We start from the raw sequence: 22,511 nt of genomic DNA, 5'->3' as shown, positions 1-22,511 counted from the left end.
CGAGGTGCCGAACGATGGCATCCCCATGTACCGTAAGAGCCACGAGAGATGCCTGACGTCATCGGGGCCCGCCTTCGGGCTGCCCCGCATTCTGTGCGAGGGGGTCGAGCCATGGGGCGCGGCCGTGCTAAGGCCAAGCAGACGAAGGTGGCCCGGGAGTTGAAGTACCACTCCCCGAACACCGACCTAACCGCCTTGCAGCGCGAACTGGCGGGTAGTGGAAAGTCTGAGCACAACTTCGACGACGACTACAAAGAGTATGTCGACGACGATGACGAGGACCACGCGGACGACGACCCGGACACCTGGGCTCGTCCGACCCGCTGACCTCCGGTCACATCTGAGCACGCGGTAACCCCCGCGTGCTCACGCATGTGCTCTGCTGAGCCGGCGTACGACCGACGATCAGGGACCTGCCGGCGCTCCGGGGCGCCCGCTCCGACGCGCCGGCAGGTCCTTGATCGCGGAACCGTTCCCTCAGCGTGGCCGGTTGTTCCAGTTGTAGAACGTCGGGATGTTCTCGAAGTGGTTCCACGCGCACACCGCGTCGGCGCCGTCGCCGCCCGACACCTCCGCCCGCAGCAGCCGCGCCGCCTCCGCCTCCCGAAGCAGAGCGGTAAGCCCCGCAGCGGCGTCCCGCACCCGGTCGGCGACCGCCTCCCGGTCGGTGTCACTGATGGTCTCGGGCATGCTCCAACACTCCCTCCAGTAGGCGGATCTTGCTGTTACGGCAGTGCTCGGTCTCCGTACCGTCGAAACGCCCCAGCTCGAAGTAGCGGTTGGCGGCGTGCCCGCCGCCACAGAACCCGAAGTACGCGCAGGACGCCCGGCACGCCTCCACGCCGGTGAGGAACTCGCCCACCCACGGCGTACCGGCCGCGCCCGCGAGGATGTCGCCCAGCGGCGTGGTCAGCACGTTCCCGCTGGCGAAGTCGCCGTACCGGGGGTCGGTGAAGCCGGCCAGCTCCGGCGAGAGCACCACCACCGAGCCGTCGTGCCCGACCGTCGGGATCGGGTCGAGGCTCCGGGGCAGCAGGTCGTCGGCGGTGCCGGCCAGGACCGCGCCCGCGTACCGCAGCGACCACTCCACCTCACGCAGGTGGATCCGGGGATCCCGGCGCCAGGCCGCCACCAGCTCCGCCCAGAACCCGGTGACCGCGCCCTCGTCGCGCGCGTTCGTCCGGGTGTTGACGCCCTCGGTCTCCTCGATGTTGACGCCGAGCACGTCGCAGCCCAGGTCGAGGAAGTAGTCGTACAGCTCGGTCGCCAGGCCCGGTTCCGGCCGCGAGACCACCGCGAGCGCCGAGAACGGCAGGCCGTGGCGGCGCAGCGCCGCCACACCCGCCACGATCCGGTCGTACGCGGGCCGCCCGCCCCGGGTGACCCGCTCGCCGTTGCGCGCCCGCGGCCCGTCCACGCTGATGCTGACCCGCACCCGGTGCTCGGCGAAGAACGCGCACCAGGCGTCGTCGATCAGGGTGGCGTTCGTCTGCACGTGGTGCTCGACGTCGGGCCCGAACGGCGCCAGCAGCGCGGCCAGGTGCTCCCGGCCCGCAGCGAGCGGCTCCCCGCCGTGCCAGACCACGGAGAAGCGACCGCCCGCCGCCCACGGGTTCACCGACGCCGCCACCGCCTCGGCGACGGCCACCGGCATCCGCCTGTCGACCGCCCGGAAGGGGAGGTAGCAGTAGGCGCAGTCGAGGTTGCACAGCGTCGTCGGCTGCATCACCACGTACGACGGGACGGCAGAGATGCCCCGCATCCCTCCGGGCGTGCGCGCAGCCATCAGCACCTCCCCCGCCTGCCTGAAAACCGAACCTCCAGGCTAGGCCGCGGCGACCGCTCGGGTGAACCCCCGATCACGTGCCCGGCCGATCGGCGCAGGGTGATCAGCCTCGGGTGTGCTGCCCGACCATCTGCACGTTGCCGGACCCCTCGATGATCTCGCCGGCCTGCCAGGCGTCCACACCCCGGCCGGTCAGGGTGGCCAGCGCGCGGTCGGCGTCCTCGGCGGAGACGATCGCGAACATGCCGACGCCCATGTTGAAGGTCGCCTCCATCTCCGGGTCCTCGATTCGGCCCTTGGACTGGATCAGGTCGAAGATCGGCTGCGGCTTCCAGGTGGAGCGGTTCACCACGGCGTCGACGTGCTCGGGCAGCACCCGGACCAGGTTGCCGGGGATGCCGCCGCCGGTGACGTGGGCCAGCGCCCGCACCTCGGCCTCGGCGATCAGCTTGAGGCAGTCCTGTGCGTAGATCTTGGTCGGGGTGAGCAACTCCTCGCCGAGCGTCCGCTGACGGCCGAAGTCGTCGATCACCACGTCCAGCCGCATCCGGCCGGCGCCGAGCAGCACGTGCCGGACCAGGGAGTAGCCGTTGGAGTGCAGGCCGGACGAGCGCATGGCGATCACCACGTCGCCCACCTCGACGCGCTCCGGGCTGAGGATCTCGCTCTCCTCCACCACGCCGACGCCGGTGGCCGAGATGTCGTACTCGTCGGGGCGCAGCACGCCCGGGTGCTCGGCGGTCTCGCCACCCAGCAGCGCGCAGCCGGCGTACCGGCAGCCGTCCGCGATGCCCGCGCCGATCTCGGCGACCTTGTCCGGCACGACCTCGCCGGTGGCGATGTAGTCGAGCAGGAACAGCGGCTCGGCGCCGCAGGCCACCAGGTCGTCGACGACCATGGCGACCAGGTCGATGCCGACCGTGTCGTGGATGTCGAGCTGCTGGGCGATCACCAGCTTGGTGCCCACGCCGTCGGTCGAGGAGGCCAGGATCGGGTTCTTGTACTTCTTCGTGTCCAGCCGGAACAGGCCGGCGAAGCCGCCCAGGTCACCCATGACCTCGGGGCGCCGGGTCTCCTTGACCTTCGACTTGAGCAGCTCGACCGCGCGGTCGCCCGCCTCGATCGACACCCCGGCGTCGGCGTACGAGACCGAGCGTTTGCGCTGCGTCCGGCCGGAACCCGCCGACCAGGGCTGGCGGTCGCCGCCGGCGCCCGTCGGGCTGGATCCTGCGCCGCTGCGCTCGGACACGTGCGTCACGGTTCTCCCCTTTGTGGTTCCCGCGGGCCCGGAGCGGCCGGACCCGCGTCGGTGGTGCTACGGGTGGTGGGTCGGTGTGGCGACGAGCGGACCGGTCGGCCCGGCCGCCTCGGCGGCGACCCGGCGTCCCACTCCTTCGAGCACGTGCTTGCCGATCAGGTTCCCGGCCGGCAGTTCGATCGGGTACTCCCCATCGAAGCACGCCCGGCAGAGCCGGCTCTTCGGCTGCTCGGTCGCGGCGATGAGACCGGGCAGCGATACGTAACCGAGCGAGTCGGCGCCGATGGACCGCCGGATGCCGTCGTTGTCGAGCCCGTTGGCGAGCAGCTCGGCGCGGGTGGCGAAGTCGATGCCGTAGAAACAGGGCCAGCTCACCGGCGGCGAGGAGATCCGGACGTGGACCTCCAGCGCGCCCGCCTCGCGCAGCAGCCGGACGATCGCCCGCTGGGTGGTGCCCCGCACGATCGAGTCGTCCACCACCACCAGGCGCTTGCCGCGTACGTTCTGCCGCAGCGGGTTCAGCTTCAGCCGGACGCCGAGCGCGCGCAGCGTCTGCGAGGGCTGGATGAACGTGCGACCGACGTACGGGTTCTTCATCAGGCCCTGGCCGTACGTGATGCCTGATTCCTCGGCGTAGCCGATCGCGGCCGGCGTGCCGGACTCCGGCACCGGGATCACCAGGTCGGCCTCGACCGGATGCTCCTTGGCGAGCTGGCGGCCGATCTGCACCCGCGCGGCGTGCACGTTGCGGCCGGCGATGGTGGCGTCCGGCCGGGCGATGTACACGTACTCGAAGAGACAGCCCTTGGGCTCGGGCGAGGCGAACCGGCTGGAACGCAGCCCGTTCTCGTCGATGGCGATCAGCTCGCCCGGCTCGACCTCGCGCACCACGCTCGCGCCGACGATGTCCAGCGCGGCGGTCTCGCTCGCCACCACCCAGCCGCGTTCGAGCCGGCCGAGCACCAGCGGGCGTACGCCGTGCGCGTCGCGCGCCGCGTAGAGCGTCGACTCGTCCATGAAGACGAAGCTGAACGCGCCGCGCAGCTGCGGCAGCACCTCCAGCGCGGCCGCCTCGACCGACAGGTCGGGCCGGCTCGCCAGCAGCATGGTGACCAGCGAGGTGTCGTTCGTCGAGCCGTCCGAGTCGAGCCCTCGCACGGCGGCCTCGCGCTGCAACTCGGCGGTGTTGACCAGGTTGCCGTTGTGCGCCAGCGCGATCGTGGTGCCGGCGGTCGTGGCACGGATGGTCGGCTGGGCGTTCTCCCAGGTCGAGCCGCCGGTGGTGGAGTAGCGCGCGTGCCCGATCGCGACGTGCCCGCGCAGGCTCGCCAGCGTCGGCTCGTCGAACACCTGGGCGACCAGGCCGAGATCCTTGTAGACCACGACACCGGAGCCGTCACTCACCGCGATGCCCGCGGCCTCCTGACCGCGGTGCTGGAGGGCGTAGAGCCCGAAGTAGGTGAGGTTGGCGACCTCTTCACCCGGCGCCCAGACGCCGAAGACGCCGCACGCGTCCTGTGGGCCGGGTCGCTGGGGGTCAAGGTCGTGGCTCAGCCGGCCATCGCCTCGGGGCACCTGCCGCTCCCTCGCAGTGGGGTCTGGACTGGCCTGGCGGAGTCAGGGGGGCAGCTCCGCACGCATGGGCCGGGACCGTCGTCGGCTCTCAGTGTACGCGACCAGCAGTCGACACCGACAGTCACGAAGCGTCCGCTCAGCGTGAGCAGAGTTTGCCCTGCTCGACGCCTAAATCGGGAGGTACGGGGAGAGGTCAGCCCGGTTCCCGGAAACCCGGATGCGACCCTCAGTGACCGTTTCCGCCCATCCCTGGCGCCCGGTGGCGACCGCCAGCCAGGTCGGCGGGTCCATCTCCACCACGTTCGGCGGCGTACCACGGGTGTGTCGTGGACCACTCACGCACTGGACCGCACCGTAGGGTGGGACGCGCACCTCCACCGATCGGCCGGGGGCGCGATCCGCGAGGGCAGCCAAGAGCGTCCGGACCGCCTCCCGGAGCACCGGCCGTTCGGGCGTACGCCCCTCGTCCAGCGCCACCAGTGCGGCGCGTACCGCTTCGGAATAAGCGTGCGGAGAGGACACGACGGGACGATACGACCCGGCAGAAGGCCGCCCGACGGCGGCCCTGGGTAGAGATGATCCGGTCAGACAAGGCATAGTTGCCGACGGCGTTATTCGTACCGTGAGTGATCAACCTCGGCCGAGCGGCCGACGGGGGGATCAGACCCGGAAGGCGGTGGACGTGTCAACACACCGACGTGCCTGGAAGCAGCGGGCCGGTGTGGTCGTAGCGCTGGTCTTCGGCGCCCTGCTCACCGTCCCCGCAGCTCCCGCCTTCGCGGAACCCCCCGAAGTCAGCGTCAACCCGAGCTCCCTGACGATCAGCGCCGACAGCGATGCCTCCATTCAGGTGAGGGTCAAGGTCACCGACTCCGGTCCGACCCAGGTCACGATCAGGGTGGCCGGACTGCCATCAGGCGTCACCTGCAGCGCTGGCTGCAATGCGCCAGTTGCTGTGGTCGGACAGCGCAACGTGCCTGTAACGCTGAAGGCCAGCTCTGGTGCGTCGGCGACCGATGGCGCAAACGTTCAGTTCACTGCAGAAACGCCGACTGACTCGAACAGCGCCGCACTTTCGCTGACGGTGCGGGCTGCTGCACCGCCGTCGCAGCAGCCGCAGACCGTCAAGACGGTGTCGGGCAAGGTGGTCAACGCCGACGGCGATCCGATCGAGGGCGCCCTCGTCATGCTCCGCGACAGCGCGGGCAAGGAACGCCGCACCAACACCAGTGGTAACGGCAACTTCAGCTTCAGCGGCTCCGAGTCCAACCCGATCGCGCCCGGCCGGATCGACCTCGGCGCCTCCACCGACGGCGCCTCGCCGGTCGCCCGGTCGATCAACGCGAACGCCGGCCAGTCGGTCACCGGCGTCCGGCTCAGCATCCAGGTGAAGGCGTCGGCGAGCCCGAGCGCCACCCCGTCGGCGAGTGAGTCCGCCCCGCCGTCCGAGGAGCCGCTCGACGAGGAGGCGACCGACACCCCGTCGGCCGAGGCGCCCGCCGCGCAGCAGCCGGCCGCGAACGAGGACTCCGGCGGCTTCGGTTCCTGGCTGCTCATCCTGCTCGGCGGCCTGTTCGTCGCCGTCGGCGTGGGCACCATCGTGCTGCTCTACATGCGCCGCAAGAACGAGGGCGACGACGGCGACGGCGACGGTCCGGGTGGACCGACCGGTCCGGGTGGTCCCGGCGCGGCCGGTGCGATCCCGGCGGCCCGGGGCGCGTACCACGGCACCGACGACCAGACCCGCGTGGTGAACGGCATGGGCGCCCCGGCCGCGACGATGGTCGGCGGCCCCTCGATCAGCGACGCCCCCACCATGCTCCAGCGGCCGGTCGTGGACGACGTCCCGCCGGACCCGTACGGCGCGCCGCCCGGCCCGGCGTACGGCGCGGGCGGCGGCCAGGGCGGCTACGGCTACGGCGACGACGCAGCGGGCCAGGGCGGTTACGGCGGCGCGGGCGGCTACGGCAACGCGCCCTCCTCGGGCGGCGGCTACGGCAACGGACCCTCCTCCGGTGCCGGCTACGGCAACCCGGACTACGCCGCAGGTGCCGCGGCTGGCGCGGCCGGCTACGCGGCCCAGGGCGGCGGCTACGGCAACGAGCGCTTCGACGAGCCCACCGGCCGCTACACCGGTGACAGCACGCAGTACGCACCGGCGGCCGACCCGTACCCCACCAGCACCTACCAGCCGGAGCAGGACCGCGGCTACGACCAGTCCGGCTCGGCCCCGTACGGCCGTGGCCCGGAGCAGGGCGACGCTTACGGCGCGGCCGGTGGCTACGGCGCCGCGTCGGGCGGATACGACAACGGCGCGACCGGCGGCTACGACAGCACCCGCCAGCAGGGCGGATACGGCGAGCCCACCGGCGCCTACGGCAACGCCGCGGGCGGTGGCTACGGCGACAACCCGACCGGCGGGTACGGCGACGCCCCGGCCTACGGCGGCGGTCGCGCGGCGGGCGGCGGCTACGGCGACGCCCCGACCGGCGGGTACGACAACGCCCCCGCCGGTGGCTACGGCGACGCCCCTGCCGGCGGCTACGACAGCACCCGGCAGCAGGGCGGATACGGCGACGCGCCCGCGGGCGGCTACGACAACCCCGCCGGCGGCTACGACAGCCGGTCCCAGGCCGGCTACGACAAGGGCGCCGGGGGGTACGACAGCGGCGCGACAGGTGGCTACGACAGCACTCGTCAGCAGGGCGGGTACGGCGACGCGCCGGCCGGTGGCTACGGCAACGCCGGTGGCGGTTACGACGGCGGCCACCAGGCGGGCGGCTACGGCCAGCAGGGCGGCGGGTACGGCGAGGGCTACGGTCAGAACCCGCAGGGCGGTTACGGCCAGCAGGGCGGTTACGGCCAGGAGCCGCCGCAGCAGCGCGGGGGCGGCTACGACAACGGCTACCCCAACGACCCGGCGCAGGCCGGTCGCGCCCGCCCGGACGGGCAGGCGGACCGGAGCGGACGACGCCTCGACTGGCTGGACGACTGACAGACACCAGATGTGAGAACTGTGGCCGCCCGCGAACAGCGGGCGGCCACAGTCGTCAGCGGGCCCGCAGGTCGGGAGCAGAAGCGGTGCTCAGGCGGGGGCGAAGTAGCCCTGGCGGAGCACCGGCACCACGTCGGAGACGCCCACCTCGGTCGCGACCGTGACGTCCTCGGCGAAGCCGCCCTCGGCGAGTTCCCGCCCGGAGACGCATCCCCGGACCGCTGCCGGCACGTCCGGCGTGCTCGCCAGCGCGGCGAGCGCCATCGCGGCCTCCACCGAGAGCCCGCCGGGCACATCGGCGAGCGCGTCGAGCACGCAGGCCGCACCGAGCTGGTCCTCCACGCACGGCCGGAGCGACCCGTCGGGCCAGCGCTCCCCGGCCGCCACCACGCCCACGGGTGCGTCCTTCGAGCCGTACCCCTCGGTGCGCAGCCAGCGCCCGACGGCGGGTGCGTTACGCAGGCACGCCGCGACCACCGGCACTCCGGTGGCGCTCGCGGCGGCGCTGATCGCCGAACCGTTGGGTGACGGCAGCACCAGGTCGGCGACGACCGGCGCGGCCCGCAGCGCCGCCGGGGACAGCGACCACTGGTGCTCCGCAGTCGTCTTCCGGCGGCCCACAGCGGCCACGGCCCCCACCCGGCGGGCGTAGTCGGCGGCCTGCTCGCCCCACGGGAACGGGTGCACCCGCATGCCGCGGCTCACCGCAACCTCCACGGCGGTGGTGAACGACAGCACGTCCACCACCACCAGGGCGGCACAGACCCGGCCGAGTTCCGCCGCCCCGGTCAGTCCCCAGTCGAACCGGGCACCGGCGCCGGGTTGGGCGAAGACGGCCAAGGCCAGCGCCTCAGCGCTGACCCGGCGCCGGCTCACCGGGAGCCGGAGCGTCGGACCCGTCGGCGGGCGCCGACTCGTCCTGGGCCGGGTTTCCGTCGACTGCCGGTGTCGCCGTACCCTCGGCCGGCTCGGCCTCGTCGGACGCCGCAGCGGACGCCTCGGGCTCCGCCGCGGCGGCGGGTGCGGACGCCTCGGCGTCGGCCGCCGGAGTGTCCCGGCCGGCCTTGGCGATCGGCTCGGCGTCGACAGCGGCCGGGTCCACGCCGACCGGCTGCTCGGCGGTGGCCGGAAGCACAGTGGTGGTCCCGGTACGGGTCGCCTCCACCTCCACGCGGGCCGCCTCGGCGGCACCGAACAGCCGCGGGAGCGTACCGGTGTGCGCCTCGCGCAGCTCGTCCAGGCCGATCCGGAACTGGCCGTGCACCTCCAGCCCGCCGGAGGCCGGGTCGGTGACGCCGATGAACTCCCACGGCACGCCGCGCTCGGCGCAGAGGGCGGTGAACGCCTTCTCGTGGCCGCGCGGCACCGACACCAGCACGCGGCCGGCGGACTCGCTGAACAGGAACACGAACGGCATCGAGCCACCGGCGAAGTGCTCCGGCACCACGACCCGGGCGCCCACGCCGCGGCGCAGAGCCGACTCGACCAGGCTCTGCGCCAGGCCGCCGTCGGACAGGTCGTGCGCGGAGCTGAGGTGCCCGACCCGGGCCGCCTCGGCCAGCAGTTCGGCGAGCTGCCGCTCGCGGGCCAGGTCGACCTGCGGCGGGATGCCGCCCAGGTGCTCGTGCGTCACCCAGGCCCACTCCGAGCCGGACAGCTCGACGTGCGTCTCGCCCAGCAGGAAGAGCTGGTCGTGGTCGCCGGCCGGACGCGGCACGAAGCCTATCGGCACCCGGTCGGCGACGTCGTCGAGCACGCCCAGCACGCCGACCACCGGGGTCGGGTGGATGGCGGCGGCGCCGGTCTGGTTGTAGAAGCTGACGTTGCCGCCGGTCACCGGGATGCCCAGCTCCAGGCAGCCGTCCGCCAGGCCGCGCACGGCCTCGGCGAACTGCCACATCACGCCCGGGTCCTCCGGCGAGCCGAAGTTCAGGCAGTTGGTCACCGCGATCGGCTTCGCGCCGGTCACCGCCACGTTCCGGTACGCCTCGGCCAGCGCCAGCTTCGTCCCGTGGTACGGGTCGAGGCGGGCGTACCGGCCGTTGCCGTCGACGGAGAGCGCGACACCCAGGCCGCTGCGCTCGTCGATCCGGATCACGCCGGAGTCCTCCGGCTGGGCGAGCACGGTGTTGCCGAGCACGTACCTGTCGTACTGCTCGGTCACCCAGGTCTTGTCGGCCAGGTTCGGCGACGCGATCATGCGCAGCACGGTCTCCCGGAGCGCCTCCGGGGTACTCGGCCGGGGCAGCGTCTCGGCACGGTCGGCCTGGAGCAGGATCAGGTCGGCCGGCTCGCGCATCGGCCGGGCGTACACCGGGCCGTCGTCGACGAGCGAGCCCGGCGGCACGTCCACCACGAGCTGGTCGCGCCAGGTGACGACCAGGCGGCCCGGCTGACCGTCCGCCGACGGCGCGGTGACCTCGCCGATGGCGGTGGCCCAGACGCCCCACTTCTCGGCGGTCTTCAGCACGGCGTCGAGCTTGTCCGGCGAGACGACGAGCAGCATCCGCTCCTGGGACTCGCTGGCCAGGATCTCGTGCGGCTCCATCGACGGCTCGCGCAGCGGCACGCGCTCCAGCCAGACCCGCATGCCGGTGCCGGCGGAGGCGGCGGTCTCGGTGAGGGCGCAGGTCAGGCCGGCGCCGCCGAGGTCCTGGATGCCGACGACCAGTTCGGCGTCGTACAGCTCCAGGCAGGCCTCGATGAGCAGCTTCTCCATGAAGGGGTCGCCCACCTGCACGGACGGGCGGCGCTGCTCGCTGCCCTCGTCGAAGGTGGCGCTGGCGAGCACGGACACTCCGCCGATGCCGTCGCGGCCGGTCTTGGCGCCCATCAGCACCACGATGTTGCCGGGGCCGGTGGCGTCCTTCTTCTGCAGCCGGTCGACCGGCAGCACGCCCAGGCAGAGCGCGTTGACCAGCGGGTTGCCCTGGTAGCAGGGGTCGAAGACGACCTCGCCGCCGATGTTGGGCAGGCCCAGGCAGTTGCCGTAGCCGCCGACGCCGGCGACCACGCCGGGCAGTACCCGGGCGGTGTCCGGGTGGTCGGCCGCGCCGAAGCGCAGCGGGTCCATCACGGCGACCGGGCGGGCGCCCATGGCGAGGATGTCGCGGACGATGCCGCCGACGCCGGTCGCCGCGCCCTGGTACGGCTCGACGAAGCTCGGGTGGTTGTGCGACTCGACCTTGAAGGTCACCGCCAGCTCGTCGGAGACCCGGACCACGCCGGCGTTCTCCCCGATGCCGGCGAGCAGCCGGTCACTCGGCGGCGCCTTCTCGCCGAACTGGCGCAGGTGCACCTTGCTCGACTTGTAGGAGCAGTGCTCGCTCCACATGATCGAGTACATGGCCAGCTCGGCCTGGGTGGGCCGGCGGCCGAGGATGTGCCGGATCCGGTCGTACTCGTCGTCGCGGAGGCCCAGCTCGGCGTACGGCTGAAGCTCCTCCGGCGAGTCGGCGGCCCGGGGAACGGTGTCCACGCCCAGCGCCCAGTCGTCGGTCGGGCCGGCCTGCGGCACCACGCCCTGCGGCTCGCGCAGGGCCGGGTCCGGATGGGTGGTCATGACGTCTCCTTGCTGCGCTCGCCGCCGGTGCGGCGGGTGGGCCGACCGATGTTCCCGGCCACCATCACGCCGGCGCTCCCACCAGATGCTTGAGCACCGAGGTGAAGAAGCCGAGGCCGTCCAGGGAGGGGCCGGTGAGCGCCTCCACCGCGTGCTCGGGGTGCGGCATGATGCCGACGACGTTGCCGGCCTCGTTGGTGATCGCGGCGATGTCGCGTTGCGATCCGTTGGGGTTGCCGCCGACGTAGCGGGCGACGACGCGGCCCTCGCCCTCCAGCCGATCGAGCGTCGCGGGGTCGGCGACGTAGCAGCCCTCGCCGTTCTTGACCGGGATGAGCACTTCCTGGCCCGGCTGGAACGCGTTCGTCCAGGCGGTGCCGGTGCTCTCGATCCGCAGGACCTGGTCCCGGTTGCGGAAGTGCAGGTGCTGGTTGCGGGTGAGCGCCCCGGGCAGCAGATGGGCCTCGCAGAGGATCTGGAAGCCGTTGCAGATGCCGAGCACCGGCAGGCCACCGCGCGCGGCCTGGACGATCGTCTCCATCACCGGTGCGAACCGGGCGATGGCGCCGCAGCGCAGGTAGTCGCCGTAGGAGAAGCCGCCGGGCAGGACGACAGCGTCCACCCCGTGCAGGTCCGGGTCGCCGTGCCAGAGCCGGACCACCTCGGCGCCGGCGATCCGTACGGCCCGGGCCGCGTCCCCGTCGTCGAGCGAGCCGGGGAAGGTGACCACACCGACCCGGGCGGTCACGACTGCGCGCCCGCGGTCTCGTCGGCGGTGACCACGTGGACGGTGAAGTCCTCGATGACCGGGTTGGCCAGCAGCTTGTCGGCGATCTCCCGGGCCCGGTCCAGGTCCGGTTCGCCGGTGAACTCGATCTCGATCCGCCTGCCGATCCGAACCGAGGCGACGTCACTGACGCCGAGGCGGGGCAGCGCGTTTGCGACGGCCTGGCCCTGCGGATCGAGGATCTCGGGCTTGAGCATGACGTCGACTACGACGCGAGGCACTGGGCACTCCTGACTGTGTACGCAGTTGGGTGCCGGCCCAACAATCGGGCGAGCGGAGCCAGCCTACCTGGCAGATACCGCCCGGCCCGCACCGGCCGGGGGCAGTTCCGGCACCGATCGGCCCCACCGGCGGCACCGGACGGGCACCGTTGCCCGTTCGTTGCGGCGCCGATGCGAATTCGTTGCGCTCCGTGCTTGTGGACGCCCCCTGGCACCACCTCCTACCAGGCATTCTGCCGCGAAACACCCCACCTTCGACCGGTATCCGACAGCGCGCCCGCGCGGCACGCGGCGCGCGTCACGCCATCGGCGCGATTCGATCCGCACCTTGTGACAGAGGGTGTCACGGCCGTAGCATGCATCGTCAGATGTCGATGAGTTAGATCGACGTCCCTCGCCGGCCCACCCCATCCGGCGGGTGTCACCCCCTGCCCGGCAACCCCGGGCGTCCGCGCAGAAGGAGCCCCGACATGCGCCTCCGTCCCCTGCTCGCCGTGCTGACCACCGCGCTGGCCGGCGTCCTGGCCACCGCCTCCGGCGCCACCGCCGCGCCGGCCGGCCCCCAGCCGATCATCGGCGGCGGCACCGTCTCGTCGGCGCCGTGGGCCGCCGCCGTCTTCAGCAACGGCTCGTTCACGTGCTCCGGCAGCGTGATCGCGCCCCAGTGGGTGCTCACCGCCCGGCACTGCGTCAGCGGCACCATGTCCGTCCGGGTCGGCAGCGTCTACTACGCCTCGGGCGGCGTGACCCGCACCGTGAGCGCCTCCTACACCCGCTACGACCTGGCCCTGCTGCGCCTGTCCAGCACGGTCAGCACCTCCGCCGTCTCGCTGGCCAGCAGCAACCCGCCGGTCGGCTCGACCAACACCATCTACGGCTGGGGCATGACCTGCTACAGCGGCTGCGGCGCGTCGCCCCAGCTCAAGACCGCCAGCGTCCGGGTGACCAGCACCAGCGTCACCGACGCGTACGGCGGCCAGGCGATCCGGAGCACCCGGGTCAACGGCAACGCGTGGCGGGGCGACTCGGGCGGCCCGCAGTTCTACAACGGCCGGCAGGTCGGCGTCGCCTCCACCGCCGACGGCCAGAGCATCCAGGACTACGGCAGTGTTGCGTACAACCGGGCCTGGATCACCTCGACGGCCGGTGTCTGACGGTTGATGCCGATGCGGCGCGGATCGGTCGGGTGCGGCCCGGCCGTCCGCGCCGCGCCGTTTTTCAGCATCCGATCAGCTGAACACGGCTCGCGAACCACCCGGCCGGGGACTGACAGCATCGGAAGCGTGCTGGTCGTGACGACGGATCAACTGCCCGGCTACGAGATCCGCCAGATCCTCGGCGAAGTGGTCTCCTCGATGGCGAGGACCCGCAACCCGTACCGCGAGGGGGTCAAGAACCTGCGCGGTGGCGCCTACGACCCGATGGCGCCGGACAACCTGACCCGGTGGCGTACCGACTCGGTGGCCCGCCTCGGCGAGGAGGCACGCCGCCTGGGCGCGAACGCGGTGATCGGCATGCGCTTCGACAGCCGCGACTGCGGCGAGATGTGGATGGAGATCTGCGCGTACGGCACGGCGGTGATCGTCGCGCCGAAGATGCCGGACGTCATGCCGCCGGACCAGCCGGCGATCGCGGCCGAGACCGCTCACGAGCCGGAGATCGCCTCCGCGCCCGGCGGCATCGCCGAGCCCGCGAGCGCCCCCAACCTGAGTTCCGCGGCCGAAACCCCCACCGGCCCCTGACCGGCGCTGTCTGCAGCCTCTGCCGCGTCGATCATGAAGTTGACGGCAGGAATGATCTCCTTGAGTGCCGCCAACTTCATGATCGACCAGAAGGACAGGGCCGTCAGAGGATGGGGGGCGGGGAGTAGGCCGCCGCCTGGGGGTGGGACTCCACGACCCTGGTGATTCTTGCGGTCACGCGGGCGACCTGGTCGGTGGCGGCGCCTACGAAGGCGTTGCGGTCGGCCACCAGCGTGTCGATCTCGGCCCGGGTCAGGCCCAGCCGGCCGTCCGCGGCCAGGCGGTCGAACAGGTCGTTCTCGGCCGCGCCCTTCTCCCGCATCGCCAGCGCCACGGCGACCGCGTGCTCCTTGATCACCTCGTGCGCGACCTCCCGGCCCACACCCCGGCGCACGGCCGCCACCAGGATCTTCGTGGTGGCGAGGAAAGGCAGGAAGCGCTCCAGCTCCCGGTTGATCACCGCCGGGTACGGGCCGAACTCGTCCAGCACGGTGAGGAACGTCTGGAACAGCCCGTCGGCGGCGAAGAACGCATCAGGCAGCGCTACCCGGCGCACCACCGAGCAGGAGACGTCGCCCTCGTTCCACTGGTCGCCGGCCAGCTCGCCGACCATCGACAGGTAGCCCCGGATGATCACCGCGAAGCCGTTCACCCGCTCCGACGAGCGCGTGTTCATCTTGTGCGGCATCGCGCTGGAGCCGACCTGGCCCGGCTTGAAGCCCTCGGTGACCAGCTCCTGGCCCACCATGAGCCGGATCGTGGTGGCGAGCGACGACGGCGCGGCGGCCACCTGGGCCAGCGCGGAGAGCACGTCGAAGTCGAGCGAGCGCGGGTAGACCTGGCCGACGCTGTCCAGCACCCGGCGGAAGCCCAGGTGCCCGGCCACCCGCTGCTCCAGCTCGGCCACCTTGGCGGCGTCGCCGTCGAACAGGTCGAGCTGGTCGGCGGCGGTGCCCACCGGCCCCTTGATCCCGCGCAGCGGGTAGCGGCCGATCAGATCCTCCAGCCGCTCGTACGCGATGAGCAGCTCCTCAGCCGCCGACGCGAAGCGCTTGCCGAGCGTGGTGGCCTGCGCGGCGACGTTGTGCGACCGGCCGGTCATCACCAGGGCCGAGTACTCCCCCGCGTGCCAGCCCAGCCGGGCCAGCGTGGCGACCACCCGGTCCCGGATCAGCTCCAGCGAGGCACGGATCTGGAGCTGCTCGACGTTCTCGGTGAGGTCGCGGGAGGTCATCCCCTTGTGCACGTGCTCGTGCCCGGCGAGCGCGCTGAACTCCTCGATCCGGGCCTTCACGTCGTGCCGGGTGACCCGCTCCCGCGCCGCGATCGAGGCCAGGTCGACTTGGTCGACCACCCGCTCGTACGCCTCGACCACCCCGTCCGGCACCGGCACGCCGAGATCACGCTGGGCCTTGAGCACCGCCAGCCAGAGCCGGCGCTCCATCCGGACCTTCTCCTCCGGTGACCAGAGGGCGACCAGTTCGGGCGAGGCGTACCGGTTGGCGAGCACGTTCGGGATCGTCGTCACGTACCTCAGTCTTTCATGAGGCCCGGGCCGGTCCCGGCGACGCCGGTACCCGGTCCGGCCTGTGGGCGGGCCGGACCGGGACACACCGTCAGCCCAGCCGGATCTCCGGGTCCAGCGCGACCGCTGCCATCTCCTCGACTGTCATCAGGTGTCGGTCGGTGGACGAGACCGTCTGCACCGACACGAACGCGCCGTCGGCCCGCTTGACGGTCACGGTACGCAGGACCGTGCGCTTGGTCACCGGCTTCGCCAGGTTCCTGCCCTCCGCGTCGTGCGCCACCACCAGCTCGCCCCCGGGGCCGGTGAAGGACCGGCACGTGACCTCGCCGGGGCGGCACCGGTCCGGGCCCGACGTGTGGCCGGGGCGTACCCGGCCCACGTTGATGTTCAGGTACGACCGGACCTCGCCCCGAGCGGCGACACCCACAGCCAACCAGCCGGTCGCGGACTCCCACTGCAACCGCTGCACCCACCACGGCGGCTCGTCGGTGACCGGGCCGTCCCAGGTCTCGCGGTCCCCGGTCGACGCGCCCTGCACCCACCGCAGGTCCGGCGCCTCCCGGTGGAACGCGGCGAGCATCGCCGCGCGCAGGCGCTCCGGCTCGGTCCGTGCGGCGGCGGACGCGGCCGAGTGGGCGGGCGCCGGACCACCGGACGCCCCCGGCTGCACGACCACGCCGACGCCGAGCGCCAGTGCCAGCACCGCGGTCGCCGAGGCGTACGCCCCCACCGTTCGCCGCCGACGCCGGCCCTCCCGCGCCACCAGGGCGTCCACGTCCACCGTCGTCGGCGGCGCATCGCCGATCGCCTCGTCGAAGATCTGCCGGTACGTCATCTCTGCCTCCCGCTCTCCGCTGCCGAATGGTGCGAGGCGAGCAGCCGCAGCGTCTCCAGCGCACGGGCGGCCTGACTCTTCACGGTTCCGGTGCTGACGCCCAGGATCTGCGCGGTCTCCTCGACCGACAGGTCGCAGTAGAAGCGGAGCACCACCACCGCCCGTCGGCGCGGCGCGAGCCGGCCCAGCAGCTCCAGCAGCATCTCCCGCTCACCGACCGACGGCTCCCCGGCTGCCAGGTCGGCCCGGTCCGGCACCTCGTCGGTGCTGCGCTCCCGCCGCCACGGCCGGCGCCGCTCGTCCAGCCACGCGTTGGTGAGCATCCCCCGGACGTACGCGTCGAGGTTGTCCGCGCCGAGCGCCCGCCGCCAGTTGCGGTAGAGCTTGCTCAACGTGATCGACACCAGGTCGTCCGCCGTATGCCAGTCCCGGCAGAGCAGGTACGCCGTCCGGCGCAGCGGCTCCAGCCGGGCGGTCACGTAGTCGCGGAACTCCTCGTCGCGCCCGGTCACGAAGTGCCACCCCTCGCTCGCCTCATGCCCAGGGGACGGAACGAGCCGGCACGCGGGTTGCCCGCCCGGCGCAGAACCGGGCGGGCGTCCTCGTCAGCGCTCCAGGATCGCTGTCACGCCCTGCCCGCCGGCTGCGCAGATGGAGATCAGGCCGCGCCCGCTCCCCTTCTGATCCAGCAGCTTGGCCAGCGTGGCGACGATCCGGCCACCGGTGGCGGCGAACGGGTGTCCGGCCGCCAGCGACGAGCCGTTGACGTTGAGCTTGTCCCGATCGATCGAGCCGAGCGGGGCGTCCAGGCCGAGGCGCTCCTTGCAGAACTCCGGCGACTCCCAGGCGGCGAGGGTGGCCAGCACCTGGGAGGCGAACGCCTCGTGGATCTCGTAGAAGTCGAAGTCCTGGAGGCTCAGCCCGGCCCGGGCCAGCATCCGGGGCACCGCGTACGCGGGGGCCATCAGCAGGCCCTCGTCGCCGTGCACGAAGTCGACGGCGGCGGCCTCCGACCAGGAGAACCAGGCCAGCACCGGCAGGTTGTGCGCCTTGGCCCACTCCTCGGACGCGAGCAGCACAGTCGACGCACCGTCGGTGAGCGGCGAGGAGTTGCCGGCGGTCATGGTGGCCCGCTCGGCGTCCGCGCCGGAGGCGCCGAAGACCGGCTTGAGCGAGCCGAGCTTCTCCAGGCTGGTGTCCGGGCGCAGGTTCTGGTCGCGGGTCAGCCCCAGGTAGGGGGTCATCAGGTCGTCGAAGAACCCCTTGTCGTACGCGGCCGCGAGCCGCTGGTGCGAGCGCAGCGCGAGTTCGTCCTGCGCGGCCCGGTCGACGTTCCAGCGCAGCGCGGTCCGGGCCGCGTGCTCACCCATCGACAGCCCGGTACGCGGCTCGGCGTTGCGCGGGATCTCCGGCTTGAACGGCTGGTGCGGGCGCAGCTTCGCCGCGATCTTGAGCCGTTCGCCGAGCGTACGGGCCGAGTTGAGCTGGATCAGGGTGCGCCGCATGTCCTCGTTGACGGCGAGCGGCGCGTCCGAGGTGGTGTCGACGCCGCCGGCGATGCCGACCTCGATCTGCCCGAGGGCGATCTTGTTGGCGACCAGAATGGCCGCTTCCAGCCCGGTGCCGCAGGCCTGCTGGATGTCGTACGCGGGGGTGTGCGGGTCGAGCCGGGAGCCGAGCACCACCTCACGGGTGAGGTTGAAGTCGCGGGAGTGCTTGAGCACCGCGCCGGCCACCATCTCGCCGACCCGCTCGCCGGCCAGCCCGAACCGGGCGACCAGCCCGTCGAGCGCCGCGCCGAGCATGTCCGCGTTCGACGCGTGCGCATAGCGCGAGTTGGACCGGGCGAAGGGGATGCGGTTGCCCCCGATGACCGCGACCCGCCGGACACTCTGCACGATCGGCCTCCCTCGAAACTGTTGCCCGAACCCTACTCGCCAGTAGGCTACGCCTATGACCGACAGGTACGCGAGCTTCGTCCAGACGGGGGCCGGTCGCGCGCTGGTCAAGCGCCTCGGGCTGCCCGACCCGCCCCGACTGCGCCGGCACACGCCGGGCGACCCGCTCGTTCCCGGGCCGGTCCTGCTCGGCTCCTCGGCCAGCGGCCGGATCGCCGAGCCGGCCGGCAAGATCCTGACCGCCGCCGGGGTCGAGCTGGCCGACCCGGTCGCCGCCCACGACGCCGACCGCCGCTTCGCGGCCCTGGTGTACGACGCCAGCGGCATCACCGACTCCGCCGGGCTGCGCCAGCTCTACGACTTCTTCCACCCGCAGGCCCGCTCGCTGCTGCCCAGCGGCCGGGTGATCGTGCTGGGCACCCCGCCGGCCGAGTGCGGCTCCCCCCGGGAGGCTACCGCCCAGCGTGCGCTGGAGGGCCTGACCCGCAGCATCGGCAAGGAGTTCGGCCGGGGCGTGACCGCCCAGCTCGTCTACGTGACACGCGAGGGTGACGCCGGCACCCCGGTGAGCCTGGAGTCCACGCTCCGGTTCCTGCTCTCCGGCCGGTCCGCGTACGTCTCGGGCCAGGTCGTCCGCGTCGGCACCGGCACCGCCGTGGCGCCGGCCGACTGGGACCGGCCGCTTTCCGGGCAGGTGGTGCTGGTGACCGGCGCGGCCCGGGGCATCGGCGCGGCACTGGCGAAGGTGCTGGCCCGCGACGGCGCCCAGGTGGTGGCGCTGGACATCCCGGCGGCCGGGGACGAGCTGGCCGCTGTCGCGAACGACATCGGCGGCAGCGCGGTGCAGCTCGACCTGACCGCGCCTGATGCGCCGACGCGGCTGGCGGAGCATCTGGCGTCCCGGCACGGCCGGGTCGACGTGGTGGTGCACAACGCGGGCATCACCCGGGACAAGACGCTGGGCCGGATGGACGCCGACCGGTGGGACTCGGTGATCGACGTGAACCTGTCCAGCCAGGAGCGGATCAACGACGTACTGCTGGAACGCGACCTGATCCCGGCCGGCGGCCGGATCGTGTCGGTCTCGTCGATCGCCGGGATCGCCGGCAACCGGGGGCAGACCAACTACGCGACGAGCAAGGCCGGCGTGATCGGCCTGGTCGACTCGCTCTCGCCGGTGCTGCGCGAGCGCGGGATCAGCCTGAACGCCGTGGCGCCGGGCTTCATCGAGACCCGGCTGACCGCGCGCATCCCGCTGACGATCCGCGAGGCGGGACGGCGGATGAACAGCATGGCCCAGGGCGGCCTGCCGGTGGACGTGGCCGAGACGATCGGCTGGCTCTCCTGGCCGGCGACCGGCGCGGTGAGCGGCAACGTGGTCCGGGTCTGCGGCCAGAGCCTGCTGGGGGCGTGATGGCACCCCGTGACCACGAGGACGACGACCTGACCCTGCACGACCTGATCGAGGGCCCCACCCGGGACCTGACCGCAGCCCGAGCCGCCGCCCAGGCCCAGTCCCACCCCACCCAGGCCCACCCCTCCTCCGACGATCATGAAGTTGACGGCACTTCTGGAGATCCACAAGGCAGCCAACCTCATGATCGACGGGGTGAAGGGGAGAGGGAAGAGGCGGGGTCGGAGGGGCGGCGGCGCGTGGCACTGTCGCGGCTGCCTGCGAGTGGGGCGCTCTACCGGCGGGCGCTGCTGGGAGTGGTGCCGGGGGTCGGGGGGCGTCGCGGGGCGGACGTGCCGGGACTTGAACTGGGCGTCTCGGGGGTCGCTGTGGATCAGCGGCACCTGGCGGACTACGACCGGGTGTGCGGGTTCCGGCTGACCGACCGGCTGCCGGCGACGTATCTGCACGTGCTCGGATTCCCGCTGTCGCTGCGGCTGATGACGGGTCCGGGCTTCCCCATCCCGCTCACCGGCGTGGTGCACGTGGCCAACCGGATCACCGTGCACCGCCCGGTCGAGGTCGGCGAGAGCGTCGACTTCCACACGTACGCGGAGAACCTGCGCCCGCACGAGCGGGGCCGCCAGCTCGACGTGGTGCTGGTCGGCTCGATCGGCGGCGAGGAGGTGTGGCGCGGCGTGTCCACGTACCTCGGGAAGGAGCGCGCCGCAGGCGGCGGCCCGCGGCGCGACCGGGGTGACCGCCCGGCGCCGCCGGCCGCCTCGGCGCGGTGGCGGGTGACGCCCCGGGTGGGTACGGACTACGCGCGCGTCTCCGGCGACCACAACCCGATCCACACCTCGAAGCTGGGCGCGCGGCTGTTCGGCTTCCCGCGCCCGATCGCGCACGGCATGTGGAGCAAGGCCCGCTGCCTGGCCGCGCTGGAGCCCCGGCTGCCCGAGGCGTACACGGTGGACGTGTCGTTCAAGCTGCCGGTGCCGTTGCCGTCCACTGTCGCGTTCAGCGCCTCGCCGACCGGCGAGGGCTGGGACTTCGCGCTGCACAGCGCCCGGGACGGAAGGCCGCATCTGGTCGGTTCGGTGCGCTGAGCGAAAGAGGGGACTTGCCGTCCCCTCTTTTCGGCGCTAAGTTGTTCTCAGATTGAGTTGTTCTCAACCTGAGAGAGTGAGTGGCCGTGAACGAGCAGGAGTTCCTCGCCGGGTACGACCCCCGGGACTACCCGGCGGTCGCGGTCACCGTCGACGTGGTCGCCCTGACCATCCGCGAGGGCGCGCTGCACCTGCTGCTGATCCGCCGCGGCGCGCCGCCCTACGAGGGGCACTGGGCGCTGCCCGGCGGCTTCGTCCAGCCGGACGAGGACCTCGCCGCGGGCGCCCGGCGCGAGCTGGCCGAGGAGACCGGCCTGGGCGGTGAGCGGCTGCGCCGGGTGCACCTGGAACAGCTCGGCAGCTACGGCGCCCCGGACCGCGACCCCCGCATGCGCGTGGTCTCGGTCGCGCACCTGGCGTTCGCCCCCGACCTGCCCGACCCGGTCGCCGACACCGACGCCGACGAGGCGATCTGGCTGCCGGTCACCGCGCTGACCAGCCGGCAGCTCGCCTTCGACCACGGCCGGATCATCGACGACGGTCTGGAGCGCGCCCGCTCCAAGCTGGAGTACACGCCTCTCGCCACCCGGTTCCTCGCCCCCGAGTTCACAGTCACCGAGCTGCGGGAGGTCTACGAGACGGTCTGGGGCCACCCGCTGCACGCCGGCAACTTCCACCGCAAGGTGCTCTCGGTGCCCGGCTTCGTGGAGAGCACCGGCGCCAGCACCGAACGCGGCGGCGCGCGCGGCGGCCCCCGGGCCAAGCTCTACCGCGCCGGAGACGCCCGGCTGCTGCACCCGGCGCTGCTGCGCCCCGCCCGGGAGGAGACGGTTCGGTGAGGACCGAGGAGGCGATCCGGCTGGTCACGGCCGCGCGCACCGACGCCGACCTGTTCGGTACGCAGGAGCCGGCCCGCCGCTACCGCGAGCTGGTCGGCGCGCTGCACCCCGACCGGCTGGGCGCGGCCGACCCGGGGGTACGCGCCGCCGCCGCCGACGCGCTCGTCACAGTCACCACCCGGTGGCGCACTCCCGCCCCCACGTACACCGGCGACGTCGCCACCCTGCACGAACGGAAGGAAGGGCCCCCTGTTAACGCCTCCGGTAGAGGAGGGGCCCCTTCTTATCACCTGGCCAAGGTGTGCCGGCACCCGAGCGACAACGACCTGATGGCCCGCGAGGCACGCGCGTTGCGGCGGATCGCCGAGCGCGGCGACGCCAAGCACCTCGCGTACGTGCCCCGGCTCGTCGACTCCTACCCGGCGCGTGACCCGTCGACCGGCGTGCAACGGCAGGTCAACGAGCTGGTGACCGTACCCGGGCTGCGAAGCCTGGACGACGTGCGCCGCGCGTACCCGGACGGGCTGGACCCGCGCGACGCGGCCTGGATGTGGCGGCGGCTGCTCGTGGCGCTCGGCCTGGCCCACCGGGCCGGCGTCGTGCACGGCGCGGTGCTGCCCCGGCACGTGCTGATCGAGCCGGACGCGCACGGCCTGGTCCTCGTCGACTGGTGCTTCTCGGCCGAGCCGGGCGGGCTCGTGCCGGCGCTGGTGCCCGGCCACGAGGACTGGTATCCGCCGGAGGTCGCCGCGAAGCGGCAGTGCGGGCCGGGCACCGACATCGCGCTCGCCGCCCGCTGCATGACCTGGCTGATGGGCGACCGCGCGCCGCGCGAGCTGCGCGCCTTCGCCGACGGCTGCCAGGGCACCGCGCTCGCCACCCGGCCGGACGACGCCTGGCGGCTGCTGCGCGAACTGGACGAGGTGCTGCACCGGCTGTACGGGCCACGCACCTTCCGACCCTTCACCCTCAACCCGTAGGGA

Annotated in this window: 21 protein-coding genes; 8 read left to right on the top strand and 13 right to left on the bottom strand. The window is 72.8% G+C overall.

Annotation, left to right across the window (positions count from 1 at the left end):
• Positions 1-111 precede the first annotated feature (111 nt).
• The gene (locus MICAU_RS01115; RefSeq protein ID WP_013283429.1) at positions 112-327 is read left to right on the top strand and encodes a DUF3073 domain-containing protein; all 216 of its coding nucleotides are present in this window, start codon (positions 112-114) and stop codon (positions 325-327) included.
• A 150-nt stretch (positions 328-477) separates the two neighbouring features.
• Here MICAU_RS01115 and amcA read toward each other — a convergent pair whose 3' ends face one another.
• The 5 genes from amcA to MICAU_RS01090 form a co-directional block, all read right to left on the bottom strand.
• Positions 478-690: a multiple cyclophane-containing RiPP AmcA gene (amcA, locus tag MICAU_RS01110; protein WP_013283428.1), complete on the bottom strand. Its 213-nt coding sequence runs from the start codon at positions 688-690 to the stop codon at positions 478-480.
• Positions 671-1,762 carry a cyclophane-forming radical SAM peptide maturase AmcB gene (gene amcB, locus MICAU_RS01105; protein WP_174361756.1) on the bottom strand — a complete coding sequence of 364 codons (1,092 nt, stop codon included), beginning with the start codon at positions 1,760-1,762 and terminating at the stop codon, positions 671-673. The genes amcA and amcB overlap by 20 nt, the downstream gene beginning before the upstream one ends.
• A 127-nt stretch (positions 1,763-1,889) precedes the next feature.
• Entirely contained in the window at positions 1,890-3,044 is a 1,155-nt protein-coding gene (purM, locus tag MICAU_RS01100; protein ID WP_013283426.1) for a phosphoribosylformylglycinamidine cyclo-ligase, read from the bottom strand.
• Positions 3,045-3,101: 57 nt separating this feature from the next.
• Positions 3,102-4,619, bottom strand: a complete 1,518-nt coding sequence (gene purF, locus MICAU_RS01095) for an amidophosphoribosyltransferase (protein ID WP_013283425.1) — start codon at positions 4,617-4,619, stop codon at positions 3,102-3,104.
• A gap of 168 nt (positions 4,620-4,787) precedes the next feature.
• On the bottom strand, positions 4,788-5,141 hold the full coding sequence (locus MICAU_RS01090; protein WP_041798746.1) for a sterol carrier family protein: 354 nt from the start codon (positions 5,139-5,141) through the stop codon (positions 4,788-4,790).
• Between the two features lie 100 nt (positions 5,142-5,241).
• Between MICAU_RS01090 and MICAU_RS01085 the strand changes: the two genes are divergently transcribed.
• Positions 5,242-7,614, top strand: a complete 2,373-nt coding sequence (locus tag MICAU_RS01085; protein ID WP_041798745.1) for a carboxypeptidase regulatory-like domain-containing protein — start codon at positions 5,242-5,244, stop codon at positions 7,612-7,614.
• A gap of 90 nt (positions 7,615-7,704) precedes the next feature.
• Here MICAU_RS01085 and MICAU_RS01080 read toward each other — a convergent pair whose 3' ends face one another.
• From MICAU_RS01080 to purS, 4 genes are all read right to left on the bottom strand, one after another.
• On the bottom strand, positions 7,705-8,454 hold the full coding sequence (locus tag MICAU_RS01080) for a 2-phosphosulfolactate phosphatase (RefSeq protein WP_013283423.1): 750 nt from the start codon (positions 8,452-8,454) through the stop codon (positions 7,705-7,707).
• Positions 8,455-8,464: 10 nt separating this feature from the next.
• A complete protein-coding gene (gene purL / locus MICAU_RS01075) occupies positions 8,465-11,176 on the bottom strand; it encodes a phosphoribosylformylglycinamidine synthase subunit PurL (protein WP_013283422.1) in 2,712 nt (903 codons plus the stop codon).
• A 64-nt stretch (positions 11,177-11,240) separates the two neighbouring features.
• Entirely contained in the window at positions 11,241-11,924 is a 684-nt protein-coding gene (gene purQ, locus MICAU_RS01070; RefSeq protein ID WP_013283421.1) for a phosphoribosylformylglycinamidine synthase subunit PurQ, read from the bottom strand.
• Entirely contained in the window at positions 11,921-12,184 is a 264-nt protein-coding gene (gene purS, locus MICAU_RS01065; RefSeq protein ID WP_013283420.1) for a phosphoribosylformylglycinamidine synthase subunit PurS, read from the bottom strand. Before purS ends, purQ begins: the two co-directional genes overlap by 4 nt.
• Before the next feature lie 470 nt (positions 12,185-12,654).
• On the opposite strand from purS, the gene MICAU_RS01060 reads away from it, so the two are divergent.
• Positions 12,655-13,338: a S1 family peptidase gene (locus MICAU_RS01060; protein WP_013283419.1), complete on the top strand. Its 684-nt coding sequence runs from the start codon at positions 12,655-12,657 to the stop codon at positions 13,336-13,338.
• A 12-nt stretch (positions 13,339-13,350) separates the two neighbouring features.
• Positions 13,351-13,926, top strand: a complete 576-nt coding sequence (locus tag MICAU_RS01055; RefSeq protein WP_174361687.1) for a YbjQ family protein — start codon at positions 13,351-13,353, stop codon at positions 13,924-13,926.
• Positions 13,927-14,029: 103 nt separating this feature from the next.
• Here the strand turns inward: MICAU_RS01055 and purB are convergent, their stop codons facing one another.
• The 4 genes from purB to MICAU_RS01035 form a co-directional block, all read right to left on the bottom strand.
• Positions 14,030-15,454, bottom strand: a complete 1,425-nt coding sequence (purB, locus tag MICAU_RS01050) for an adenylosuccinate lyase (RefSeq protein ID WP_013283417.1) — start codon at positions 15,452-15,454, stop codon at positions 14,030-14,032.
• 88 nt (positions 15,455-15,542) lie between these two features.
• Positions 15,543-16,289: a hypothetical protein gene (locus tag MICAU_RS01045; protein ID WP_013283416.1), complete on the bottom strand. Its 747-nt coding sequence runs from the start codon at positions 16,287-16,289 to the stop codon at positions 15,543-15,545.
• Positions 16,286-16,801: a SigE family RNA polymerase sigma factor gene (locus MICAU_RS01040; protein ID WP_013283415.1), complete on the bottom strand. Its 516-nt coding sequence runs from the start codon at positions 16,799-16,801 to the stop codon at positions 16,286-16,288. The genes MICAU_RS01045 and MICAU_RS01040 overlap by 4 nt, the downstream gene beginning before the upstream one ends.
• Positions 16,802-16,894: 93 nt before the next feature.
• Positions 16,895-18,187: an acetyl-CoA C-acetyltransferase gene (locus MICAU_RS01035; RefSeq protein ID WP_013283414.1), complete on the bottom strand. Its 1,293-nt coding sequence runs from the start codon at positions 18,185-18,187 to the stop codon at positions 16,895-16,897.
• A 55-nt stretch (positions 18,188-18,242) separates the two neighbouring features.
• On the opposite strand from MICAU_RS01035, the gene MICAU_RS01030 reads away from it, so the two are divergent.
• The 4 genes from MICAU_RS01030 to MICAU_RS01015 all read left to right on the top strand — a co-directional run bounded on the left by MICAU_RS01030 (position 18,243) and on the right by MICAU_RS01015 (position 22,508).
• Complete coding sequence (locus tag MICAU_RS01030; RefSeq protein WP_013283413.1) at positions 18,243-19,601, top strand: 3-oxoacyl-ACP reductase; 1,359 nt, start codon at positions 18,243-18,245, stop codon at positions 19,599-19,601.
• The gene (locus MICAU_RS01025) at positions 19,601-20,689 is read left to right on the top strand and encodes a MaoC/PaaZ C-terminal domain-containing protein (protein ID WP_013283412.1); all 1,089 of its coding nucleotides are present in this window, start codon (positions 19,601-19,603) and stop codon (positions 20,687-20,689) included. The genes MICAU_RS01030 and MICAU_RS01025 overlap by 1 nt, the downstream gene beginning before the upstream one ends.
• 80 nt (positions 20,690-20,769) lie before the next feature.
• A complete protein-coding gene (locus tag MICAU_RS01020; RefSeq protein ID WP_013283411.1) occupies positions 20,770-21,528 on the top strand; it encodes an NUDIX hydrolase in 759 nt (252 codons plus the stop codon).
• Entirely contained in the window at positions 21,525-22,508 is a 984-nt protein-coding gene (locus MICAU_RS01015) for a BUD32 family EKC/KEOPS complex subunit (protein WP_013283410.1), read from the top strand. The genes MICAU_RS01020 and MICAU_RS01015 overlap by 4 nt, the downstream gene beginning before the upstream one ends.
• The last annotated feature ends 3 nt before the right edge of the window (positions 22,509-22,511 follow it).

It is taken from the genome of Micromonospora aurantiaca ATCC 27029 (assembly GCF_000145235.1).
GTDB lineage: Bacteria > Actinomycetota > Actinomycetes > Mycobacteriales > Micromonosporaceae > Micromonospora > Micromonospora aurantiaca.
This window is presented reverse-complemented; position numbering and strand designations above follow the sequence as displayed.

Coding starts and splice junctions, on each gene's coding strand:
- MICAU_RS01115 (WP_013283429.1), top strand. CDS start 112: ATGGGGCGCGGCCGTGCTAAGGCCAAGCAGACGAAGGTGGCCCGGGAG.
- amcA (WP_013283428.1), bottom strand. CDS start 690: ATGCCCGAGACCATCAGTGACACCGACCGGGAGGCGGTCGCCGACCGG.
- amcB (WP_174361756.1), bottom strand. CDS start 1,762: ATGCGGGGCATCTCTGCCGTCCCGTCGTACGTGGTGATGCAGCCGACG.
- purL (WP_013283422.1), bottom strand. CDS start 11,176: ATGACCACCCATCCGGACCCGGCCCTGCGCGAGCCGCAGGGCGTGGTG.
- MICAU_RS01060 (WP_013283419.1), top strand. CDS start 12,655: ATGCGCCTCCGTCCCCTGCTCGCCGTGCTGACCACCGCGCTGGCCGGC.
- MICAU_RS01055 (WP_174361687.1), top strand. CDS start 13,351: ATGCGGCGCGGATCGGTCGGGTGCGGCCCGGCCGTCCGCGCCGCGCCG.
- MICAU_RS01045 (WP_013283416.1), bottom strand. CDS start 16,289: ATGACGTACCGGCAGATCTTCGACGAGGCGATCGGCGATGCGCCGCCG.
- MICAU_RS01030 (WP_013283413.1), top strand. CDS start 18,243: ATGACCGACAGGTACGCGAGCTTCGTCCAGACGGGGGCCGGTCGCGCG.
- MICAU_RS01025 (WP_013283412.1), top strand. CDS start 19,601: ATGGCACCCCGTGACCACGAGGACGACGACCTGACCCTGCACGACCTG.